Source organism: Psychrobacter sp. ASPA161_9 (assembly GCF_051970275.1).
Taxonomy (GTDB): Bacteria; Pseudomonadota; Gammaproteobacteria; order Pseudomonadales; family Moraxellaceae; genus Psychrobacter.
This window is the reverse complement of sequence record NZ_JBEFNI010000008.1, coordinates 157,211-180,335: the sequence shown is the minus strand read 5'-3', so window position 1 is coordinate 180,335 and position 23,125 is coordinate 157,211. Positions and strand designations below refer to the sequence as shown.

Here is a 23,125-nt window from a genome sequence, read left to right as displayed (position 1 = left end):
TTGGCTTTTATTCCTAGTGACTGGTGCAGCAAATCCTATTTATCTGAACAATTTAAAACAACCCACCTGTCTCCACTATCTCTTCAAAGTCGAATCCTAGCTGCTCGCCTTTACGCTGCCTCATCTGCTCGACACGCTGCTTACGTCCAACGATTAGCCGTAGCACCTCACGACGCTGTTCCGTCGTCATGTTATGCCATAACTGACGCTCAGGGCGACTACGCAAGCAGCCAAAGCAATAGCCTTTTCTATTGCTTTGGCAAACACCAATGCATGGATTGGCAATCTCGAACAGTTCAAACTGCTGATTCATGGCTGCTCCATCGCTATTATCGTTATTCCTTTAACGTCGGTAATCTCATTGTAAACCACTATTATGTCGCAAATACTGAATAATAGCGTGCCGTTTTATTGTTACTGTTTTTGGTGACTCAATGCTATGCTGTGTCTTTATTATCCATACATAGTAATCATAACAAAATTAATAAGTGAGATTATACGTGAACGTTATTTATATTCATGGGTTAGACAGTGATGCTAACTCCACTAAAGGCAGATTGTTAGAGGATTATTGCCGCCAGTACCAACCTGATATTAATGTATTGCGCCCTGATTTAAATAAAACGCCTGACCAAGTTTTTAGTCAAATACTGTCGTCAATCGAAAGTTTAAATAAAAAAAACAAAAATGCTGAAGGTGATCAATTTGAATCGTCAAATACGGTATTGGTCGGTAGCTCATTAGGCGGTTATTTTTCTACCTTAGTCAGTAACCATACAGGTTGCCCAGCGCTATTGTTAAACCCTAGTACTCAACCCCATGTTACCCTGCAGCGATTTGCCAATGAATTTATATTGAATAGTAATAACGATGACAAAGCATCGAAGAATCAGATTCTTTATACCACAACAGGTGGCTGGCCAATAACGGTAGCAGATTTAGAATGGTTTGCAGACAATCAGCTATTAAAAATTAATTATCCTGATAAAGTTTCTGTTTTAATTAAAGAAGGTGATGAATTATTAGATCCTAATCTGTCCAAAACCTTTTACCAACAGCAAGGAGCGACAGTAGCTTTGCAAGCGGGTGGTGATCATAGATTTAGTGACTTCGGTGAGCAATTGCCAATGGTAATTGATATGCTACGGCAACTGCTTTAGGTTCTAATGGAAATTGACATAGAGAGTTAAATAGACGACATTATGTGACGTGAGCGACTGACTATTAACGTTAACGTCGCTATTTTTCGTTATAATGGTTCAATAGAATTAATCGCACGTGAATAGTTAAGGATGCATTTGTGAGTGAATATAATGCGCAATCGTTAGAAGTTTTAGAAGGTCTTGAGCCAGTACGTCGTCGACCAGGTATGTATACCGATACCACCCGCCCCAATCATTTGGCGCAAGAGGTCATTGATAACTCAGTTGATGAAGCATTGGCTGGTTATGCCAAGATTATTAAAGTTCAATTGCATAGTGATGGATCATTATCAGTCGAAGATGATGGTCGCGGTATGCCGACTGATATTCATCCTGAATTTGGTCAGTCAGGTATTGAGCTGATTTTAACCCGTTTGCATGCTGGTGGTAAATTTTCGACCTCGAATTATGAGGTTTCAGGCGGCTTGCATGGCGTGGGTATCTCTGTCGTCAATGCGCTATCAACGCGAGTTGAAGTAACGGTATGGCGTGACAGTACACAGTTTGACATGGCGTTCGAGAATGGCGCACCAGTAACATCTCTAACCGAAACAGTAAGCTCAAACAAGCGTAAACGTGGTACTAGAGTACAGTTCTGGGCGGATGGTAGCTTCTTTGATACCCCTAAGTTTAACGTTAAGCAGCTCAAGCATAACCTAAAAGCCAAAGCAGTCTTATCAGCTGGGCTGACGATTGAGTTTGTTGATGAAATTAATAATGAGAAAGTCATTTGGCAGTTCGCTGATGGGGTTGTTGAATATTTAAATGAGCAACTGGACGGTCTTGAAACGTTGCCTGAAGCACCATTTTATTATCATCATGAGGCTAAAAAAGGTGCACGTGCTGGCATTACCTTTGCGCTGTCTTGGTTGCCTGATGGCGGTACGCCGATTCAAGAGAGTTATGTCAATCTTATCCCGACTGCGCAAGGCGGTACGCACGTTAATGGATTGCGCACGGGTATTTTAGAAGCGTTACGTGAGTTTTGTGACATTCATAACTTACTGCCACGTAGTGTAAAGCTGACCGCAGAAGATGTGTGGGATGGGGTTAATTATATCCTGTCGCTTAAGTTTTCTGAGCCACAGTTCTCGGGTCAAACCAAAGAGCGTTTATCTAGCCGAGAAGCTGCTGGAGCAGTACAAACGCTAGCGAAAGATGCGTTTAGCCTATGGTTAAATCAGCATGCAGATATGGGTACTCAAATTGCCGAGCTGGCTATTAATAAGGCTGGACGTCGCCTAAAATCGGCAAAAAAAGTCGCCCGTAAAAAAATTACTCAAGGTCCAGCATTGCCCGGTAAATTGGCAGATTGTCGTGGTGATTTGCGTGATGGGGCAGAGCTATTCTTGGTGGAAGGTGATTCTGCGGGCGGTAGTGCTAAACAAGCAAGAGATCGTCATTATCAAGCAATACTGCCACTGCGCGGTAAAATCTTAAATACGTGGGAAGTGTCGTCAGATACCGTACTATCAAGCCAAGAAATTCATGATATTGCTATTGCCATTGGCGTCGACCCTGCCTCTGATGATTTATCCGAGCTACGCTATGACAAAGTATGTATTTTAGCGGATGCGGACTCTGATGGCCTACATATTGCAACGTTAATTTGCGCATTATTCGTCAAGCATTTTCCGGCCTTGGTTGATGCCGGTCATTTATTTGTAGCGATGCCGCCTTTATATCGAGTGGACGTGGGTAAAGAGGTTCATTATGCATTGGATGAACCTGAGCTTGCACACATTTTAGCCAAGGTTCCTGGCAATAAAAAAGCGCAAATTACGCGTTTCAAAGGGCTAGGTGAGATGAGTGCAGAGCAGCTGCGTGAGACAACGATGAACCGTGATACTCGGCGCTTAGTGCAGTTAGATATGGACGACATGGTACTAACTAATAGCGTGATGGATATGCTATTAGCGAAGAAACGTGCAGCTGATCGTAAATCATGGCTTGAGAACAAAGGCAATCTAGCGAATATTCCGTTATAGATATTTATTATTATCAGAAATTAGATTGGTGGTTATAGCGCCGCACAGCTTGTTCATAGTTATGGGGCGTTAAAAGTTTGCAAAAGGCAGTTTGGTCGCGTTAGCTTAATGCTATTATATTAATATATCTTATTATGTGGTGCCTTTATGACATCCAATTCTGTTACTCGATCCAACTCTACAGGTTCTAAAGCATTGTCTAAATTTCCTAAACTTAGCAAAAAAGACTTGGGCAACTTGGTTCCAAGGCGTGGTAATAAAGTAGCGCCAGTATTAGCTTCAGCCTTGTTAAAAGCATCGGGTTGGCGGACGGTTGGGGAGATCCCGAATATTCCGCAGGCAGTAGTGCTGGCACTTCCGCATACTTCCAACGTTGATGGTGTCTATGCGATACCTAGCTTGTTTGCGTTAGACTTGCAGATTAGTATTATGGGTAAGCATACTTTATTTAAGATACCAGTCCTTGCTCAGTTATTACGTTGGATGGGCGTTGTTCCAATTGATCGTGGCAATAAAGGTTCAGTCTTGCAAGCGAGTATTGATAAGTTCAAAACTGGAGAGCCGCTATTTTTAGGGTTGTCACCTGAGGGAACACGTCAATACACCAAAGATTGGAAGACAGGTTTTTATTATTTAGCATTAGGTGCTAATGTGCCAATCTTGCCGGTAGCCATGGATTATAAAACTAAAGAAATACGATTTATGTCTTTAGTGCATCCTACTGGAGATATTACAGCTGATTTACCAAAAATTTATGGCCAATATCAGGGAGTGGTACCAAGATATCCTGAGCGCTTATCGCAGCCGCTACAAGACGTTAATAGTTTATCTGATTAAGTTTTTCGTTACAGCAGGTCATTATTAGTTATCCATACCCAAAAAGCCCCTGTTACTAGAATATCAGGGGCTTCTTTTTTATTTTGAATGAATAAGATTCAGTTTTGATTGGTTTATCTTCATTTTAAAAATGTGGCTGACCATTGGAAGCGCTAACACCGCCATCGACCGGTAAATTAACGCCAGTAATCATGGAGGCATCATCGCTTGCTAAAAAGGTAATAGCGGCTGCAATATCTTCAGGAGTAGCAAGGCGCCCTAGTGGGCAACGATTTAAGAACTGATCGGTCTTGGTATCGTTGTCCTGAATAGCAGTAGTCATACTCGTTTCAGTAACGCTTGGATTGACCGCATTGACACGTACTCCATCAGGACCATGATCTAAGGCTAGTGTACGGGTTAGATTTGTAACACCAGCTTTAGCAGCATTATAGGCGGCCATGTTCCAATCACCGCCGATACCTGATAGTGATGAGACATTGATGATATTACCTTTGGTCTTAATCAAGTGCGGCATAGCAGCCTGACAGACATAGAACGTACCATTCAAATTGACATCAATTGCTGATTTCCAATCCTCAGCTGACATCTCTGTAATTTTGCCTTGCGTCGCTTTACCAGCGTTATTTACCAATACATCAATCTTTTCAAACTTTTCTATGGCTCGTTTTACCATTTCTTGCACTTGGCTTTGTACACTGATATCGCAAGTGATAGTTAAATAGTTGTCAGTATGAATCCATGTACGATCTTGTGGAAACTCTTTTGCAGTCTCCTCCAAAGTTTCCGCAGTGCGTCCTACTAAGACGACGCTGGCACCTTCTTGAGCAAAGCGAATGGCAGTAGCACGGCCAATACCAGAGCCTGCACCTGTAACGATAACCGTTTTTTCTTTAAAACGTTTCATGGTCTTCAATCCTTGTTATTATAAGATAGTAACTAAACAAGTAAAATCAATTAATATGTTCTAGAGCAGCTTATGATCTATAAAACGAGCAGCTAGTTATGCTGCTATTATGCCATCATAACAACTCATTGCTTTGAAAGCGACAGCAAAGCAGCGCTCTATAATAGTCTTCTTGTATATGAGTGTTACTGTGCCTAAAGTCACTTATATATGTATTTATCGAGCTATGTTTGCTTTACATTAAAAGTCATTTGCTCATTTATATTTATTCAATAATAAGAGTCACGTATTGTGTCAAATGCTATTAATTCATCACTTAAACGACCATCTTCTTTAGATGAGCTGGCTTGTTATTTACAGTCGAATACATCTACTATGGGCTTTTTTGTGCCACTCGCATCTAATACACAGCATTCCTTTGAACAACACTTCTACAACTTGCCAGTAGGCGAGCTGCGTGTATTAGAGGTGACGTTGTATTTACCTATTGCAAGTAATGCGTCTGAAATCGAAGCTGCACGCCTATCTATTATTAAATCTGCAATTATACGGCAAAAGCGCTGTTTACAGCTTGACGAAAACAACAATGCCGTTACTCGTGAAGTGCTAATACTGGATATCCAGCTGGTAAGTGATTCGGTGCTAAATGCCGATAATAATATTGAAAAAGATAACGCGTTATCCGATATGAACTCTATAGTGCATAGCTTCGGTGCGCACTATTTTATGGAAAACTTGGTATTAGATATTGGTGAAGACGCACAAATGCTACAAGTGTTTAGCTGGCAAGATTGGCAGTCAACTATTGCAGCTGTCCAAACTCCCAGTGATTTGTGGCGGTTTTTGAGCTTCCATTTAGACAATCTCAAACAATCATTAATAGGCGGTATAGCTGGCTTTGAATCTGAACAGGCGCTTGTGTCGCAATTTATGAATAGCACCGCCTTATTCTCACAAGCCATAACTGTAGACAATGCACTTATTAAAAACAGTTTGCAGAATGAGCCGAATTTAGCTTTGGTAGCGATGAGCTTGGCGCAAAAGCATAAAGATACTAGTGCACAGCAGACATATCAGCAGCATCGACAACAAGCAGCCACACTATGGTCACAGCTTAGTAGACAAATGCTTGAATTGGCTACCGATAATTCTGTAATGGATGACGTACAGGGTGCAAGTCAGCAGTCCATACAATGGCTACAGCAATTACTAGATGAATCCTTATTCTCGCGCCATGAGCTAATACGCACAATATATAAGCATCTTGAGCAGTCGCCCAGTATAAGAGAAGCCGGTTACGTTATTCACCAGCATTCTTATGAAAGTCTAGGTCGACACTATGTAATAATATTTTATGGAAAAGGTGTGAGTACGCAGCAGAGTAGAATAGCCATTCAGCCAAATTTGCAGAAAATTGCACAAGATGTAGCAACGCGCTTGCCATTAGCAGAGCTACACCATGTTATCGTACTTGGCATAGAATTCGTTCAAAAGGACAATGATACTTATATAGATATTGATGCATGGATTCAACCTGTCGATGCTATGACCCAAAAAGAGCGACAATTAACCAAGCAATTACAGCGTTTGAATCAGCAGCATAAAGAGTCAGCAAAAAATAATCCATCAGCAGGTAAAGATGAATCAATGCGCATGCAGTTAAGTTTGACTATACCTACACGAAAGACCAAGTTATAGGCGCAATATCGCAATGATATTTTTATATATAAAATTTAAGCAATAAAAAAAGACAGCCTAGGCTGTCTCTTTTATGTTCAAAACATATCGTTAACTAAGACTTATTTTAAGTCGTTGTTATTATCGATATCAGTAAAGTCTTTACCTGGCGCTAAGTTTGAACCAGTGTCGATATCGTTATCACTTGTCTCAACATGAGTGATATCTACATGACCAGTACTAAGATTGTTGTTATCAACAGTACTCGTAGGTAAGTCACTAGTCATTGTACCTGAAGCAGCAGGAGTATTCTCACGAACTGCTGCAGCAACTTTATCTTGTGTACTTGAACCAGTATGAAGAGCAGACTTCGCTTTTGCTTCATCACTTTCTTTGTCCATCTTGTCCTGCATTTTACGTAGGAAACGGGCAGCAGCTTCTTGACCACCAAGTCCGAATGATAGAGCGAAAGCAACTGCAACCGCACCTAAAGTTAAGCCAAATGCTAGGTTAACAATAGAGTCAGCGATACCCATCGCTTTTAAGCCCATCGCTAGTACTAAGCCCATGATTAATACACGTACGATATTAGCTAAGAATTGTGAGCCTTTCTCAGAGCGTTCAACGACACCGGCAATGATATTGGCAAGCCAAAAACCGATGAATAGAATGATAGCACCTAGGATGATATTCGCACCGAAAGCGATAAACATCGTGATGATAGCTGAGATAGGTTCGAAGCCAAGAAGATCAGCCGCTGCAATAGAGGCAAATAGCATAGCAAAGAAGATAATGGCATAACCGACTAGATCAGAAATCTTTTTGTCACCCATTGTTTCTTGTAGACCTACTTTAGCTGGTAGTTGATTGATTTGAGTGTTTTCAATCAAACCTTTAATAATGTTCGCTACCATGCGTACTACATAATAAGTCACTACAAGGATTGCTACGGCCATAAAGATGTTAGGCAGTGCTTCCATGATTTTGTTAAGCATATTAGTAGCTGGACGAGCAATCACTTCGATTTTTAGCGCGTTTAATGCAGCAATAACCGTTGGGATAATAACTACTAAGAACGCTAAAGAACCAGCGATATTAGGTAAGCTGTTTTCTTCGCTTAAACCTGCTTTGGTAGCAAGAGCTTGTACATTAAAGGTAGAAACAAGGTTAGTTACAATGCCGCGTACAACTTTAGCGATGATATAACCTACCACAAAGACTACGATAGCAATAAGAATATTAGGGATGAAGCCAAAGATTTTATCTACCATATTAGTTAATGGGGCAAATAAACCGTCAAGCTCTAATTGACCAAGCACCATAGTCAATACAACCAATAAAATAAACCAGTAAACCATGTCAGCAATCGTGCTGCTCATAGGTTTGACGCCAGCTTGCGCGCTCAAACGTTCGTCCATTGTGGTTTTTGATAAAGCAGTGTTAAGAGCAGTACGGGCAACAGTAGCAATAACCCAACCAATGATACCAACAGCAATAGCGCCAATAAGATTAGGAATAAATGCGAGTACTTGGTTAACCATATTTGCAAACGGTGCTGAGATAGAGTTTAAGTTTAGCTGACTAAGCGCGCCTGAAATAGCAATTATAAAGATAAACCAAAAAACGACCTTAGATATAATGCCTTCTAGGTCGTAGGTTTTGCCTGTTGAAGAGTTCATACGCTGGTTTAAATTGACCTTAGCCAATACATTACGTACTAGTGCTGCGATACCAAGTGCAACGAGCCAACCGATGACGAAAATCAAAATAGCACCAATGATGGAGCCGATAGGCCCACCAAGATAACCATTAAAAGATGCAAACATTGGATTCATCCTGTCCTCCTTTAATCACCCTGTAACAAGTCATAAAACAATAATTAGTTTTAGTTTTGACGGATACACGATTATTTAAAAATAGTATTGTTGTATTTGAAGTTATGTACTAATTGAAAGCTTTATTGAAACTATCCATGCGAATATTCATGATAAGTAGAATTACTTTAAGTTACTTACCATCTTAGCTGATTAAGCTTAGCTGATATAATGATGCAGTTAAAGATAGAATGCTTAACCTCACGCTATAATTGTGTGATAAGTTGTTATTTTTACGGCAAATATTAACAAAGACTGTACATTATTACGATAATTTTATTGGAAACATGGCTCACAAAACTAAGATTTGCTATGATAGCTAGCAAATAACGTCTCAATATTTTTTTACAACTGATTCGACAACTCGAGAGTACTATATGAAAAAAATTACCACTTTATCTGTCAGCGCGCTGGCTGGTGCAATGCTATTAGTTACAGGCTGTAGTACTAACAATGGTAACCAGGAAAGCGCTACGCCAAGTGTTTCTATTACTGAGCAAAGCCCAGCAAAGGAAAAAGTAGGCTATAGCCTAGGCTTTATGATGGCAGAAGGTAACAAAGAAGCCGTACAAGATTTAGACCTTGATACCTTTGAGCTAGGCTTCCGCGATGGTTATGAAGGCAAAGAGTCAGCATTAACCCAAGAACAAATGGAAGCAGTGCTAATGGCTTATCAAAAGGAACAAGAAGAGAAGTTTGTAGCAGACATGCAAACCAAAGCCGAAGAGAATAAGACTAAAGGCGCAGCATTCTTGGCAGAAAATGCAAAGAAAGAGGGCGTGAAAAAGACAGCTTCTGGTCTACAATATAAAGTACTGACAGCGGGTACTGGCAAATCACCAAAAGCAACTGACGTAGTCGAAGTAAACTATGAAGGCAAACTTATTGATGGTACTGTGTTTGATAGTTCTTACGAGCGCGGTGAGCCAATTGAATTTCCATTGAATCAAGTAATTGCTGGTTGGACTGAAGGTCTACAGTTGATGAAAGAGGGTGGCAAATATGAGTTCTATATCCCATCAGATATCGCTTATGGTGAAGCTGGTAATTCAGGTATCGAACCTAACAGCACATTAATCTTCACAGTTGAGCTATTAAAAGTAAAATAGTATCAAAGTAAAGTAATGTGCATTAAGCATTTAATATCATAGAATAAAAAAGCCCTCATACTAATATGAGGGCTTTTTTGAGGGAGCATGTTTTTTATAACATAGTATGACTTATAGCTTCTAAAGTGTTTTTTGGAAAACTTTAGAATTACGACCGTTATGGTATTTTTCTTGTCTAGCTGCCGGTAAGACACTAGCATCAACTTCTGCAAAACCTTGCTCTACAAACCAGTGCGCGGTACGCGTTGTCAATACAAACAACTTATGCAAGCCATGGCTGCGTGCTTGCTGCTCCAAAAACGCAAGCAGGTCGGCACCGCGGCTACCATTACGATATTCAGGATGAACAGCCACACAAGCGACTTCTGCCGCATCAGTATCTAATGGGTATAGCGCTGCACAGCCCAAAATCATGCCATCACGCTCAATCACACTATAGTTATCAATCTCTTGTTCTAAGCGCTCACGTGAGCGACTGACCAAGATACCTTGCTCTTCTAGCGGTGTGAGTAGCTCGATAAGACCGACTACATCATCAATATTAGCATGACGAATTTCTTCGTATGGGTCATGGCTGATTAATGTACCAGAGCCATCACGCGTAAATAGCTCTTCTAATAAAGCGCCATCTTTGGCATAAGAGATAATATGCGTACGATGAACGCCTTGGCGACAAGCGTTACTGGCGCAGTGTAAGAAGTAGTTTATCTCGTTGTTTAAATCACGCTCTCGCAGAAAACGATCAACTTCATTTGGAATCATCTCATGTAACAAGCGTCCATTATCATTAATGTCAGCTTCTTCACCTAAAAAGATAAGCTTGTCCGCACCAAGCGCTACTGCCGCACTAAGTGCCACATCTTCACTTAGTAAGTTAAAAACTTCACCAGTTGCCGAGTAGCCCATCGAGCCTAAGATTACGATATGATCGTGTATTAGATTGTTCTTAATCGCCTCAATATCGATAGATCGTACTTCGCCAGTCATCTGATGATCAACACCATCACGAATGCCATAAGGGCGCGCGGTCACAAAATTACCAGAGACTGCGTCAATGCGTGAGCCATACATAGGTGAGTTGGCAAGCCCCATGGACAATTGAGCTTCAATTTGTAAACGAATAGCGCCTACAGCCTGTAAGATGGAGGGCATCGCTGCACGTGGAGTGACACGAATATCACGGTGTAAAGGTGAGGTGATTCCGACTTCTTTTAGATTTTTTTCAATCTGCGGGCGTGCACCATGTACTAATACTAGCTTAATGCCTAAGCTATGCAACAAAGCAAAGTCATGGATAAGGGTACTAAAGTTGGGATGATTAACAGCCTCGCCACCAAACATAATCACGAAAGTTTTGCCGCGATGCGTGTTGATGTAAGGCGCAGAGTTACGGAACCAATGGACGTATTCAGGTTTAATCTGGGGCATGGCGCTAGTAGTCATAATAGGAGCAATAATAGTAGGTATAGTAAAGGATAAGAGATATAAAAGATTTATTGAATATTAAAGATTTACCATAGCAAAAAACATCAGTATGAGCTATCTTTTTATTTTAACGATCTCCATCTGAATTTATTTAGTTGACTATATACACAACCTAAACACGGGGTTAGTATACCCATAAAAGCTTTTTGCTATGCTAAGTCCTACTGCATTATCGATTGTTCGCGTTACTTATACTTCAAGTGCGTTATATATGTTTTGCAAAAGAGGTTCTAGATTCTCAAAACTAACACCCTTGATCAGCATTGTTTTACCGATACATTAACTAGGAATAATGAACATCATGAAAAAAATAAACCATTTGGCTAGTCCATTCACTGCTTGGAGCGGTCATCGCTTATTCCAAGTCGTCGCCGGTACGCTTATCGGCGCGATGGTAGTAACACAAGCGTCAGCTATGTTGCCAACTCCAGAGCCTGCACTTGACGGATCTGCTGCTGTACAGACAGCTGCAAACGCTAATAGCGGCAAATCAAACGTGCAAGCGGTTAATACCAAGATTACTGCCTCTCTTATTGGCGTTGATGCAAATGGACAAGAGACTTTGGTACCTGTGGATGCCAACACACGCTTGCAGTCAGGCAATGTTGTAGAGTATCAAGGGTTTTTTACCAATACTAATACTGACCGTGTACGTAAAATGACGGTCACTCTGACTATCCCTGAGCAAGTAGAGTTGCTACGTGTTGTGTCGCCTGAATTCCCGTATGGTAGTGCTGATGGCGAGACCTTTGCACGCATGCCGTTACGTGGCAGGGTCGATAATCAACTTCAAGAGATTCCTTTACAGTACTATAAAGCGGTACGCTGGGATATCGAAGGAGTTGGTCTTAATGATACAGTGATGGTTAAATATCGCGCAAAAGTTAAATAAAGCAAACATTTGGTATGCTCAATAATAGAAAAGCACTGCAATTGATGATTGCGGTGCTTTTTTTTATAACGAAAATTAGGCTATGTTAGAGCTGAGTTTGTATATCGTTAAAGAGTCACGTATTTGCTATTAGATTTTTCTCTGATTAATTTTTTAATAGCATTTATCTGCGGGGTAGTGGCTTGCGTGCCAGCAGTAATAAGTGCGCTACGTTGACTGGTATCTAATGAGCTAATATGACCGACATCAGGAGTAATTACGATATCAGCACGCCCACGTTCATTGCGCATCGATGAGCGATGATTAGTGCCCGAATAAGTAGGGTTAGAAGCTATGGTATTAGAGGATATATTATTAGAAGCTATATTAGAGGTTAGATTGTTTTCAAGTAATCCCCAAAAGCTACTTAATGAGGTAATAGCAGGTAGTAAATTGCTAGTCATATTCTTTTTACTCGATGTAGGCACTGTCACATCGACAGCGATGATAATATCAGCACCTAAATCGCGGGCGCTATCGACAGGAACTAAGCTTACCACACCACCATCGACATATTTTTTGCCGACTTTTTCAGGGATACGCGGCGCAATAAAAATATTAGGTACGCTACAAGACGCTTGTACGGCAAGCCCTGCATCTCCGGTAGTAAAGACTATTTTTTGTAGCGTGTCCTTTTCAGCAGCAATAGCCGCAAAGCTGATTGGGAAATCTTCTATCGTGCGGCCACCAACTTTCGCATTGATAAAGTTTCTGAGCTTAATACCTTCTATAAATCCCTGGTTGGATAAAACAAAGTCGGTCAACTCGCTATCAAGTGTGGTCAATGCTAATTGCTCAAGCTGCTGCGGTGTGTAGCCGCTAGCGTATAGGCTACCAACCAAGCTACCGACGCTGGTTCCAACTACCAGTGTTGGTGTGATACCGCTCTCCTCTAATGCTTTAATGACACCGACATGAGCGAAACCTTTGGCACCGCCGCCGCCTAAAACCAAAGCAACTTTTGGTGCAATGGGTACTGGCTGAATTTGTGCATTAGTTGCGGATGGCACAATATTAGTACAGGCGCTGATAACTAAGCCTAAAATAGACAGTAGGCTTGGGCGGATTAATTTTTTATAGGAGGCTTGAGAATCTTGATTATGAATAGGATAAACGGACATAAAAAGACCTTGTAAAAAACGTTCCAAAGGAAAAGATCATAGGCAAAAGAGTTGCTGATTGACCGTTAAGTGTATAGACGCATCATTACCAAATAGCTTAGCATAATCAATAGTGTTGTCAGTTATAATGATTTAAGTTCACTATTTTCATAGCTTGTTGATTATTATAGTGTTTGGATAGCGTTTAATGATTCAGCTTTAAGAAAAATAATTAAGTATAAAATATTCAGCCATACATGATTTAAAAATAATATCGTTAAGGTTTTTAATGCCAATATCCCATTATTCCTCAGCCAACCTATCAGACAATGTATTGTCACAACAGCTGATTTCAGCGCTGGATCTACCAGTGACAGCGCTGGCGGGCGTTGGACCAAAAGTTGCAGATCAATTAACGCAATTGGGTATTACTCGTATCTTTGATTTACTCCTGCATCTACCACGTGCTTATGAAGATCGTAGTCGACTGGTATCGATAGCTGATGTGGGTCATGGGCAAGCGGCATTGATTACTGGGCGCGTGGTACACGTCGATACCAAACGCAGCGGTATGACTGTGATCGTAGATGATGATACTGGCACAATCTCTTTACGATTTTTCAAAGTCTATAGTGGTCTTGCGCAGACCATGAGTTTGGGTACACGACTACAGTTGTTCGGAGAAGTAAAAGTCAGCCGTTACGGTAAACAAATACACCATCCTGAGTATCAGATTATTACTGATGGTGCAGACGTTACCAATACGGGTCTGCAGCCAATCTATCCAAGCGTCAAAGGCTTGCATCAGAACAAGCTGCGTACCTTGATTAAGTTGGCATTGCAGACCGTTCGCAGTCAAGGGCTACCGATGACGCTGTTTACGCCAAAGGATTTTGCAGTCGTGGCTGATCTGCCATTAGCGCCTTTTGAGCCGACAAAAACATTAGTAACAGAGACAGATTATTCGGAAGATATATTCTCAACATTGGCGCGTAGTGTGCCTGATAATGATGTTAGTAACAGCGTCAATAAAGTCGCTGTTAGTGCGACTAACAGTAACGTGTATAACCTGACGATATTTGAAGCGCTAGTGTTACTGCATACACCGCCTACCTATACCGATGCTGGGCAGCAATATAAGCTACTCACCCAATTAAGCGCGCGTACGCATGCTGCCTGTCAGCGTCTGATTATTGAAGAACTGACCGCGCATCAGCTCAGTCTATTGTATCGCCGCCAGCAATTACATCAGCATAAAGCGCCCAAATGTGCCACGCAAAGCCCATTGGCTGATAAGCTATTTGCGGCATTGCCCTTTGATTTAACAGGCGCGCAAAAAAGAGTGATGAAAGATATCACGGCCGATATGGCGACTTCTATTCCAATGCTACGATTGGTACAGGGTGATGTGGGCGCAGGTAAGACTTTGGTTGCAGCAGGAGCGGCGGGCTACGCACTTGATAGTGGCTGGCAAGTAGCCGTTATGGCACCGACTGAGATTTTAGCAGAACAGCATTTATTGAACTTTAAACAGTGGTTTGAACCGTTGGGTATCGGTGTCGGCTGGCTGGCTGGGAAGCAAACGGCGAAACAGCGTCGCGAAGCGTTGGAAGCGGTGAGCGAGAACACTGTGCAAGTGGTCGTCGGCACTCATGCGTTATTTCAAGAACAAGTACAATTCGCTAAATTAGGCTTAGTCATTATTGATGAGCAGCACCGTTTTGGCGTTGAGCAGCGGATGGCTTTGACTAATAAAGGCGTGGCAAATAGTACTCCGCATCAGCTAATTATGACTGCAACCCCGATTCCGCGTACGCTAGCGATGAGTGTCTACGGTGATATGGATACTTCTATCATTGATGAGTTGCCACCGGGACGTACGCCGATTACTACGGTGACAATTGACCGCAATCGCCGTGATGAAGTGATAGAGCGCATTGCGATTAATTGTGAGGCGGGCAGGCAGGCGTATTGGGTGTGTTCGTTGGTGGAAGAGTCGAGCGTACTCGATGCGCAAGCTGCCGAAGCCACTTATGAGGACTTACATGAGCGTTTGGATATTCGAATCGGCCTGGTACATGGCAAAATGAGGTCCGCTGATAAGCAAGCTATCATGCAAGAATTTAAAGCGGGCAAGCTTGATTTATTGATTGCCACAACGGTCATCGAAGTAGGGGTTGATGTACCTAATGCATCATTAATGGTCATCGAGAACGCTGAAAGATTGGGTCTGTCGCAGTTACATCAATTGCGTGGACGCGTTGGGCGGGGCTCAACCAAAAGCTACTGTGTGCTGCTATATCAGAAGCCATTGTCGGAAACAGGTACAGAACGTCTCAACGTGCTGCGAGACAGCACCGATGGTTTTGTCATTGCCCAAAAAGACTTAGAGCTGCGCGGACCAGGTGAGTTACTCGGTAAACGGCAAACGGGTAATGTAGGCTATTATCTGGCTGATTTGATTCGTGATGAGCAGTTATTTGCCATTGCTCAGCGTTTGGCCAAGCATTTAATTGCAGACCCCACGCGTAAAGCCGATGTCAGCCAATTAATACACCGCTGGATGCCTGAGGCCAGCCGCTATACCAATGCTTAAACCAGTTGCTTAAAACAGTGCCTAAGATGATTTGGTGAGTAGCGAGGTATTCATTTTTTAAGTGAATCGACTAGATTGTGCTTGATATTTCTATACCTCATACTCTGAAGTATGGCGATAAGCTTTATTCTATACACGTTAAAAAGAGGACAGCAATTGCTATCCTCTTTTTTATGTTTAACGAGCTTATATATCTAACAAGCGTCTAAAAAAAGCTTATTTAGATTTTTTCTCACTCTTAGATTTTTTCTCAGGTTTCTCTTTTTTTGCTTTTTTTAGATCCTTTTTAAGATCTTTAAGGTTTTTGTTCTGGTCTTTGATATTTGCCTTGGTTTCTTTGATTTCTTGCTTTATCGCTTTTACTTTTTCTTTATTAGCCATGATAGACTCCTTGATTTATGATTTAAAGTGCTGGGTATTCAGCGTCTTAACATCAATATACAGTTAAAGTTAATGGACTAATTCCACCATTATTATGATGTCATTGAGTGAATGATGTCATGAGTTAATAGTATCAAACCAACCTAACAACACAAGACAGAACTGTATGTCGTATGTAGTGTGTAATATTCGATAGCGATACGATTATCATCGAAAAAATGATAACAGAGAAAGGTTAATAAGATCGAAATCTAATCGTCATATCTAGCCAATATTCACATATAGACAGTCATATCAACTCATTACTCTTCATGCATAATTTTCCAAACCTATATCATCATTACTGAACGCTTGCTCTGTCTTTCGACTGTTATTTATAATTATTTTTTAACAGAGTAGGGATAAACTACAGTTGACCTGCTAGTACGATAGACTACAATGCAAAAAGCTATCAATAATATAAACTGTCTATATCACCCCATTAAAGATTAATGTTTAGCTTCTTTTCTATCAATGCGCTTATTTATAGAGACCGATTATGAGTGATCTGCAAGACCCTAATGATAAGCAAGTGACTAATCCTACACCTGAGCCTGAGCTGCCTCCTTATCGCAACCTTGATACGCTAAAGCATAAACCTTCGTCAAAGCTGCCTGTGTGGCTATTGCCTGTGCTGGTAGCAGTGCTGGTCATTGGTGTGCTGTTAGGAAAATATTGGGGTGGTAATGACTCAACTACAGATGAGTCAACCGTTACCACTGGGACTCAAAGTGATATAGGGCCTATCAATGCAGATAATGACCAAGCCGTCTTGTCAGTTGAAACAGTGCAGCCGAGTCAAGATAGTGTCGGCAACACGCTAACAGCCGACGGTACAATTAGTGCCAAAGATATTGCAAATGTCAGTGCCAAGGTCAATGGCGTGGCAATTGAGCGTGTATTGGTCGAAGAAGGTACGCGTGTCAAAGCCGGTCAAGTTTTAGCGATATTTGATACCGATGCTATGGAGCAACAAGTCTTGCAAGCAGAAGCAGATGTGGCTGAAGCCGAAGCTACGCTTGCTAATGCCAGCGCGGATGCGGCACGTGTGCTACCGCTAATTGATATAGATGCCATTAGTAAACAAGAAGCGGACCGTTACCGTACTTCCAGAATACGCGCAGAAGCTGCCTTGCAGTCATCAAAAGCTCGCTTAAGCAATCAGCGCTTAACCCTTGAGAATGCCAAAGTCGTCGCGCCAGTGAGTGGCGTAATCAGTGACAAGATGGCTGAGGTCGGCATGGTCGCAGGTGGCGAGCCCCTATTTACGATTATTAAAAGGGGTATTTTAGAGTGGCGTGCTGATATCGATCCTAAGTTAATCGGTGATGTAAACGTAGGTACGCCTGTCAAAGTCAGCTTGCCAAGAGATCAATCAGTGATGGGGCAAGTCAGTCGTATCGCTCCGACAGCGGATAATAACCGTCAGATTACTATCTATGCGAGTTTAGAAACCAACTCTGCAGCGCGTGCGGGTATGTATCAAACTGGTGAGTTTTTGCTCGGTAGCGAGAGCATGCAAACGGTGCCTAATAGCGCTATTGTCAGCAACGATGGCTATGATTATGTGATGCTAGTGACTGATATCAAAACCCAGAATGACAAAACGGTTGGACGTATTCAACAGCAGCGTGTGACCCTAGGAGATCGTATTGGGGACAGTGTTGTACTTGCAGAGCCTTTGCCAAACGATATTAGCTTGGTCAAGCAAGGCGGTAGCTTTTTAAATGATGGTGATTTGGTACGCGTTGTGGAAAGTGAAGCTGTGCAGGCAACACCATGAATATGAATGTATCTACCTATTCAATTAAAAATCCACTTGTTGCGATTTTACTATTTGTCTTGCTAACACTCGGCGGTTTGTTTGGCTTTCAACAGATGAAAGTGCAGCAGTTCCCTGATATTGATTTACCAGCGGTCGTAGTGACGGTTACTTTGCCGGGAGCCGCACCGTCACAGCTCGAAAATGATGTCGCTAAAAAGATTGAAAATAGGCTGACTAGTATTGAAGGTATTAAGCATATTCGTACTACCTTACAAACTGGTGCAGCTACTATCGCTACTGAGTTTGTATTAGAAAAAGATATTCAAGAAGCCATGGATGATGTGCGCTCAGCAGTCGGTGAGGTACGTGGAGACTTACCCGCAGCCGCTAATGATCCTATTATTACCAAGGTCTCGACAGCAGGATTTCCAGTAGTCACGTATTCAGTGACTGGTAATAATATGAGTGTTGAGGACTTATCATGGTTCGTGGATGACACGATTACTAAGCGCTTATCTGATATCCAAGGGGTAAGCGCTATCAGTCGTATTGGTGGTCTTGAACGTGAGATTACCGTCGCCGCTGACCCTATCGTGCTTAGTGGCTTGCAACTCTCCATCCCTCAATTGTCTCAGCAGATCGCTGGTATTCAGCAAGACAGCGCAGGCGGAGAAGCTGAAGTTGGCAATACTACCCAAACCATTCGGGTATTGGGAGCAGTAGAGCGCGCGCGCGAGCTTAACGATTTACAGATTGCTGTCCCTACTGGAGGCACGCAAGCGTTAGGACGTATGGCTGAAGTGACTGATGGTGCGGCTGACCCTAGCTCTGTTGCTAAGCTAGATGGCGAAACAGTGGTCGCATTTAACATCACTCGTTCACGCGGTGCCAGTGAAGTTGAAGTGACCAAAAGAGTGGATGCAGCACTGGCACAGTTAAGTGCTGAGATGAGTAATATCGAGGTCGAAAAAGTCTACGACCGTGCCACTCCCGTGGAAGAGGATTATAAGTCTTCATTACGTATGTTGATTGAGGGCGGTATTTTAGCAGTCGTCGTAGTGTTCTTATTTTTACGCAATATTCGCGCTACTATCGTCGCCGCTGTAGCTTTGCCATTATCGGTCATTCCTACCTTTTTGGGCATGTATCTGTTTGATTTTAGCCTCAATATTATCTCGTTATTGGCGTTATCGCTGGTGATTGGCGTGTTGGTCGACGATGCTATCGTTGAGGTCGAAAACATTATCCGCCATCTACGGATGGGTAAAACGCCTTATGAAGCGGCAATGGAAGCCGCTGATGAAATTGGGCTTGCGGTTATTGCCACTACCTTTACCTTGATTGCAGTATTTTTACCTACAGCCTTTATGGGTGGTGTAGTTGGGCAGTTCTTCCGCCAATTTGGCTGGACAGCAGCGATGGCTATTTTTGCCTCGCTATTGGTAGCACGTCTAATTACGCCGATGATGGCAGCCTATATTTTGCGACCAGAAAAACAGCGGGTCGAAAAGCAAAGCGCATTGATGACATGGTATTTAAAGATAGTATCGTGGACACTTCATCATCGCTGGTTAACCATGGGCGCCACCTTATTATTATTTATAGGGTCATTAGCCCTAGTGCAGCTGCTACCGACCTCGTTTATTCCTGATAATGACATTGATCAAACGCGAGTAGGCATTGAGCTGACGCCGGATGTCGAACTCGAAGATACCGAGCGGGTAACCGCATTGGCACGTGAACGCATTCTAGCTTTGCCTGAGGTAACTCATGTCTTCTCTTCAGTTGGGCAGGCGCAAGAAGCGATGGGGCCAAACTCTAGCAGTGGAAGTGGCGGCGCAAAAAACATTGCCAGTTTAGACATCGTCCTTGCCCCACGTGCCGAACGTATCTCTAAAAAAGAGATCGAGCAACAGATTAGCGCCATATTAACTGAAGTGCCTAGTGCTCGTTTTACAGTAGGGCTATCGAGTGGCGGCGAGACGGGATATAGCTTCTCATTGACCAGTACCAATCCGCAAGTGCTAGAGCAGACCGCACAACAAATCATGACGGATATCCGCGCGCTACCGATTGCAGGCGCTGTCACCAGCGATCGCAGCTTACCGCAACAAGAGCTGACCGTGACCCCTGATCGGCTAGCGATGGCAGATAAAGGTGTCACCACACAAGATATCGCAACCACCTTACGGATCGCGACAGTGGGAGATTATGAACAGCGTCTGTCCAAGCTGAATTTAGATACGCGGCAGATTCCTATCGTGGTGCGCTTACCTGATGTGGCCAAACAAAACGTCAATCAGTTAGAAGGGTTGTATGTGCCTAGCACACGCCCAGCTGGTCAAGGCGTACGAGTCGGCGAAGTCGCTGACCTTGACTTTGGTACAGGGCCTGCGCGAATTAGTCGCCTCGATCGTGAACGCTCAATTACGATTACGGTGCAGCCTGGTGCTGGCGAGCTTGGCGACTTGGTAGAAGCAGTTAAAAACACACCTACCATGCAGCAACTACCAGCGTCTATTACGATGATCGCACAGGGTCAAGCGGAAAACATGGCTGAGCTATTTAGCGGTTTTGTCATTGCCATGTCCGTAGGTATTATCTGTATCTTAGGCGTCTTAATTCTACTGTTTGGTAAGATTTTACAGCCTTTTACTATTTTGATGGCATTGCCACTATCGATAGGCGGTGCATTCGTGGGCTTGGTCATTACGGGTAGTAGCCTATCAATGCCTTCGATGATTGGTTTTATTATGCTAATGGGTATTGCCACCAAAAACTCTATCTTACTAGTGGATTATGCCATTATTGCGCAAAATAGAGGTCTAGCACGTTTTGAGGCAATTATAGATGCCTGTCGCAAGCGCGCCCGTCCTATCATTATGACTACTATTGCAATGGGTGCTGGCATGTTGCCACTCGTGTTTGGCTGGGGTGATGCCGATCCTACCTTTAGACGCCCGATGGCTGCTGCTGTGTTAGGCGGTCTAGTAACCTCGACGCTATTAAGTTTGGTCGTGATTCCAGTCGTATATACTTTGATGGATGACTTGTCAGGATGGTTTGCTAAATGGTTGATTCCGCACGGTAAAGATAACGACAGTCCAGCTGCTGATAAGTTATAGTAAGCACAAAAAAGGCCAAGACTGAATAAGTCTTGGCCTTTTCTTTATTGGTAGAAAGTAACTATCTATCATACTGACTATTACTTTTAGAGATCTACAATTTTTTGGATACCTATGATGCTAACCAATTATATAAGTCTATGAACGACCTTGCGTGTCAATGAAAACAGACGTGGTGCTTTATTATATATTTTCCCTCGAATCGTAAAACGATTAGCCATTCCTTCGGCTATAGTATATTTACAGGGATTGCATATCCCACATGGAGTGTTGTTAATTGGCTTATGACAGAACCAAGATTTATAAAGTATGTCCAAATCACCTGTAGTTTTGGCTTCTTCCTCCATTTCAGGCTTGGTATAATCCAAAATAGGAAATTTTAAACGACCAAAAATAGTAAATTCATCAGACTCTGGGCCTTTCTCTTTATTTACTAGCTTTCTTACGAAGTACTCAGCCGTATCATCTTTATGAATACTGAGCTCCAAATCTGCAATCTGCTCTGATAAAGCCGCTAACCATATATACTGACTCCCTATATAACTGTCTTTGAGCAGCTTTTTATGGGTCTTCACATACTTATCAGGGATATCAATTCGTGAAAGCTCTATAAGTTTAATATCTTTAATTTCACAGTCTTTGTACTTGCGAGAAAGATCATCTTTAATGATATACATTTGTCTAATTTCGGTTAGAGACGAAATACGAGCAGTATCAATAACATAATAAGGCTGAATCACTGCCCCTGAAACTGCAAGTTGTATCATTCTAAAGGTTGAGTCCCATCCCCCTGTCCATAGTATATTGACCGGTTGCTTACTGTTTGTATCTGAAATAGTTGTGTCTACCATGACGAAGCTCCAAATAAAAAGTGTCCATACTGTTTTAATTAAATAAGTTTGAAAAAACCTAACATAAGTAATTTTTGATGATTTTATCTATTGCAAAAAGCAAACATTGACTAGAATATTCAAGCACTAGCCATTTTTGAGTTCATACCATTTTTCTTTTAAACCACCTTCTACAATCTGTGATGGAATAGAGCCCCAGTTGTCGTTACCTTCAATCAAGATTGGGCCATTAGGTGTAATAGCGACATCCCAACCTATCGATTGCACATAGTAAAATTGTTTATGTGCTTTTTCTACTAAGTCCTTAACCTCATCCCAATAGGGAAGTTGATACCCTTCAAATACCGTATTGCTAATCGGATGTTTTTCTACCTTAGTACCAAAAGGTACATCATAGAAACCATATTTTCTCAATAATCCACTATCGTCGATACCAACCGCTAGTCCACCTGTCTTAACATTATCAACAAAAGAGTCTTTGGTTGATCCGAGTCTTAAGAAGGAATTAAGAATATTGATTTTCCCTGATACTCCTCGTACCGTTGTTATCCTGATAGTATTAACACTTGAATCATTTATTTTATTTAAACGTTCATGTTGCTCAATAACATTCTGAAAAATAAATTTAGAATCTTTCATTTTTGACTTTAATTCTGACAAAGTGGTTTTTTGATTATTTAAAAAATAACTATCCTCTTTCTTTTCAAGGATAAAGACTTCTTCTGAACCTTCCCCGTTAATAATCTTACAAAATACTTTAATGTCTTCTTGAAAAAAATCTTCTAAGCTAATATATTTACGTTCACTAAGTAGGTAAACCTCTCCATTGTTGTACAGAGCTATCGTAGGAACTACTTTGTCCTCTCCGATGACGTATGATAGATAACTTGCAAATACGTATTTGTCTCTTAGCATAGCTATATAATTGTAGTTGAATTTCTCATTTTTACATGAGTTACCAGATTCTCTTTCTCTTCTAAATTTCATATCTGGTAAAAATTCTTCCGGACTTCTCCATTTTTTGATATCTAGACCATTAGAGTTATAAAAATAATTCACCTCTTTATTTTTGATGATCCATAACAGATTATCTAAAAAAATTGTAGGACTGGATTTCCTTTCTTTTTCAGGATAATAGCTTTGTCCTCGCACTATTTTTGATATGTCTGCTGGTGTTCTGGATATGAATTTAATACGGTTGTATATCTTTTTTAGTTTCATATAATCCTCTGGGTTTTTTATTAAGATCTCAAAGTAA

17 protein-coding genes are annotated in these 23,125 nt (G+C 41.8%); 9 read left to right on the top strand and 8 right to left on the bottom strand.

What is annotated here, in order from left to right; all coding sequences use genetic code 11:
• Positions 1-52: 52 nt before the first annotated feature.
• On the bottom strand, positions 53-313 hold the full coding sequence (locus ACTQ9S_RS10705) for a DUF1289 domain-containing protein (protein ID WP_440454924.1): 261 nt from the start codon (positions 311-313) through the stop codon (positions 53-55).
• 187 nt (positions 314-500) lie between these two features.
• Between ACTQ9S_RS10705 and ACTQ9S_RS10700 the strand changes: the two genes are divergently transcribed.
• The 3 genes from ACTQ9S_RS10700 to ACTQ9S_RS10690 all read left to right on the top strand — a co-directional run bounded on the left by ACTQ9S_RS10700 (position 501) and on the right by ACTQ9S_RS10690 (position 4,027).
• Complete coding sequence (locus ACTQ9S_RS10700) at positions 501-1,160, top strand: YqiA/YcfP family alpha/beta fold hydrolase (RefSeq protein WP_440454923.1); 660 nt, start codon at positions 501-503, stop codon at positions 1,158-1,160.
• Positions 1,161-1,300: 140 nt separating this feature from the next.
• On the top strand, positions 1,301-3,190 hold the full coding sequence (gene parE / locus ACTQ9S_RS10695) for a DNA topoisomerase IV subunit B (RefSeq protein ID WP_068329849.1): 1,890 nt from the start codon (positions 1,301-1,303) through the stop codon (positions 3,188-3,190).
• 147 nt (positions 3,191-3,337) lie between these two features.
• A complete protein-coding gene (locus ACTQ9S_RS10690; protein ID WP_440454922.1) occupies positions 3,338-4,027 on the top strand; it encodes a lysophospholipid acyltransferase family protein in 690 nt (229 codons plus the stop codon).
• A gap of 124 nt (positions 4,028-4,151) precedes the next feature.
• Here the strand turns inward: ACTQ9S_RS10690 and ACTQ9S_RS10685 are convergent, their stop codons facing one another.
• Positions 4,152-4,934 (bottom strand): SDR family NAD(P)-dependent oxidoreductase, encoded by a 783-nt coding sequence (locus ACTQ9S_RS10685; RefSeq protein ID WP_068038618.1) that lies wholly within the window; start codon positions 4,932-4,934, stop codon positions 4,152-4,154.
• Between the two features lie 291 nt (positions 4,935-5,225).
• Here ACTQ9S_RS10685 and ACTQ9S_RS10680 point away from each other — a divergent pair, with 291 nt between their 5' ends.
• Positions 5,226-6,632, top strand: coding sequence for a hypothetical protein (locus ACTQ9S_RS10680; RefSeq protein WP_440454921.1), 1,407 nt, complete (start codon positions 5,226-5,228; stop codon positions 6,630-6,632).
• 101 nt (positions 6,633-6,733) lie between these two features.
• On the opposite strand, the gene ACTQ9S_RS10675 is transcribed toward ACTQ9S_RS10680, so the two are convergent.
• Positions 6,734-8,446, bottom strand: coding sequence for a mechanosensitive ion channel (locus ACTQ9S_RS10675; protein WP_068329840.1), 1,713 nt, complete (start codon positions 8,444-8,446; stop codon positions 6,734-6,736).
• Between the two features lie 416 nt (positions 8,447-8,862).
• Here ACTQ9S_RS10675 and ACTQ9S_RS10670 point away from each other — a divergent pair, with 416 nt between their 5' ends.
• The gene (locus tag ACTQ9S_RS10670; RefSeq protein WP_068038609.1) at positions 8,863-9,594 is read left to right on the top strand and encodes an FKBP-type peptidyl-prolyl cis-trans isomerase; all 732 of its coding nucleotides are present in this window, start codon (positions 8,863-8,865) and stop codon (positions 9,592-9,594) included.
• 120 nt (positions 9,595-9,714) lie between these two features.
• On the opposite strand, the gene argA is transcribed toward ACTQ9S_RS10670, so the two are convergent.
• The gene (gene argA / locus ACTQ9S_RS10665) at positions 9,715-11,037 is read right to left on the bottom strand and encodes an amino-acid N-acetyltransferase (RefSeq protein WP_068038605.1); all 1,323 of its coding nucleotides are present in this window, start codon (positions 11,035-11,037) and stop codon (positions 9,715-9,717) included.
• Between the two features lie 343 nt (positions 11,038-11,380).
• Between argA and ACTQ9S_RS10660 the strand changes: the two genes are divergently transcribed.
• Positions 11,381-11,971: a hypothetical protein gene (locus tag ACTQ9S_RS10660; protein ID WP_440454920.1), complete on the top strand. Its 591-nt coding sequence runs from the start codon at positions 11,381-11,383 to the stop codon at positions 11,969-11,971.
• 107 nt (positions 11,972-12,078) lie between these two features.
• Here ACTQ9S_RS10660 and ACTQ9S_RS10655 read toward each other — a convergent pair whose 3' ends face one another.
• Positions 12,079-13,131: a patatin-like phospholipase family protein gene (locus ACTQ9S_RS10655; protein ID WP_440454919.1), complete on the bottom strand. Its 1,053-nt coding sequence runs from the start codon at positions 13,129-13,131 to the stop codon at positions 12,079-12,081.
• Positions 13,132-13,399: 268 nt separating this feature from the next.
• Between ACTQ9S_RS10655 and recG the strand changes: the two genes are divergently transcribed.
• Entirely contained in the window at positions 13,400-15,706 is a 2,307-nt protein-coding gene (recG, locus tag ACTQ9S_RS10650; RefSeq protein ID WP_440454918.1) for an ATP-dependent DNA helicase RecG, read from the top strand.
• A 216-nt stretch (positions 15,707-15,922) separates the two neighbouring features.
• Here the strand turns inward: recG and ACTQ9S_RS10645 are convergent, their stop codons facing one another.
• Positions 15,923-16,087: a hypothetical protein gene (locus tag ACTQ9S_RS10645; RefSeq protein ID WP_203226480.1), complete on the bottom strand. Its 165-nt coding sequence runs from the start codon at positions 16,085-16,087 to the stop codon at positions 15,923-15,925.
• 538 nt (positions 16,088-16,625) lie between these two features.
• Here ACTQ9S_RS10645 and ACTQ9S_RS10640 point away from each other — a divergent pair.
• Together ACTQ9S_RS10640 and ACTQ9S_RS10635 are read left to right on the top strand one after the other, a co-directional pair.
• Positions 16,626-17,909, top strand: a complete 1,284-nt coding sequence (locus ACTQ9S_RS10640) for an efflux RND transporter periplasmic adaptor subunit (RefSeq protein ID WP_440454917.1) — start codon at positions 16,626-16,628, stop codon at positions 17,907-17,909.
• A complete protein-coding gene (locus tag ACTQ9S_RS10635) occupies positions 17,906-21,016 on the top strand; it encodes an efflux RND transporter permease subunit (protein WP_440454916.1) in 3,111 nt (1,036 codons plus the stop codon). The genes ACTQ9S_RS10640 and ACTQ9S_RS10635 overlap by 4 nt, the downstream gene beginning before the upstream one ends.
• A gap of 128 nt (positions 21,017-21,144) precedes the next feature.
• Here ACTQ9S_RS10635 and ACTQ9S_RS10630 read toward each other — a convergent pair whose 3' ends face one another.
• On the bottom strand, positions 21,145-21,867 hold the full coding sequence (locus ACTQ9S_RS10630) for a hypothetical protein (RefSeq protein WP_440454915.1): 723 nt from the start codon (positions 21,865-21,867) through the stop codon (positions 21,145-21,147).
• A 126-nt stretch (positions 21,868-21,993) separates the two neighbouring features.
• A complete protein-coding gene (locus ACTQ9S_RS10625; RefSeq protein ID WP_350657279.1) occupies positions 21,994-23,088 on the bottom strand; it encodes a sugar-transfer associated ATP-grasp domain-containing protein in 1,095 nt (364 codons plus the stop codon).
• Positions 23,089-23,125: the final 37 nt, after the last annotated feature.

Coding starts and splice junctions, on each gene's coding strand:
- ACTQ9S_RS10625 (WP_350657279.1), bottom strand. CDS start 23,088: ATGAAACTAAAAAAGATATACAACCGTATTAAATTCATATCCAGAACA.
- ACTQ9S_RS10630 (WP_440454915.1), bottom strand. CDS start 21,867: ATGGTAGACACAACTATTTCAGATACAAACAGTAAGCAACCGGTCAAT.
- ACTQ9S_RS10655 (WP_440454919.1), bottom strand. CDS start 13,131: ATGTCCGTTTATCCTATTCATAATCAAGATTCTCAAGCCTCCTATAAA.
- ACTQ9S_RS10660 (WP_440454920.1), top strand. CDS start 11,381: ATGAAAAAAATAAACCATTTGGCTAGTCCATTCACTGCTTGGAGCGGT.
- ACTQ9S_RS10675 (WP_068329840.1), bottom strand. CDS start 8,446: ATGAATCCAATGTTTGCATCTTTTAATGGTTATCTTGGTGGGCCTATC.
- argA (WP_068038605.1), bottom strand. CDS start 11,037: ATGACTACTAGCGCCATGCCCCAGATTAAACCTGAATACGTCCATTGG.
- ACTQ9S_RS10705 (WP_440454924.1), bottom strand. CDS start 313: ATGAATCAGCAGTTTGAACTGTTCGAGATTGCCAATCCATGCATTGGT.
- recG (WP_440454918.1), top strand. CDS start 13,400: ATGCCAATATCCCATTATTCCTCAGCCAACCTATCAGACAATGTATTG.
- ACTQ9S_RS10635 (WP_440454916.1), top strand. CDS start 17,906: ATGAATATGAATGTATCTACCTATTCAATTAAAAATCCACTTGTTGCG.
- ACTQ9S_RS10640 (WP_440454917.1), top strand. CDS start 16,626: ATGAGTGATCTGCAAGACCCTAATGATAAGCAAGTGACTAATCCTACA.
- ACTQ9S_RS10690 (WP_440454922.1), top strand. CDS start 3,338: ATGACATCCAATTCTGTTACTCGATCCAACTCTACAGGTTCTAAAGCA.
- ACTQ9S_RS10685 (WP_068038618.1), bottom strand. CDS start 4,934: ATGAAACGTTTTAAAGAAAAAACGGTTATCGTTACAGGTGCAGGCTCT.
- ACTQ9S_RS10645 (WP_203226480.1), bottom strand. CDS start 16,087: ATGGCTAATAAAGAAAAAGTAAAAGCGATAAAGCAAGAAATCAAAGAA.
- ACTQ9S_RS10670 (WP_068038609.1), top strand. CDS start 8,863: ATGAAAAAAATTACCACTTTATCTGTCAGCGCGCTGGCTGGTGCAATG.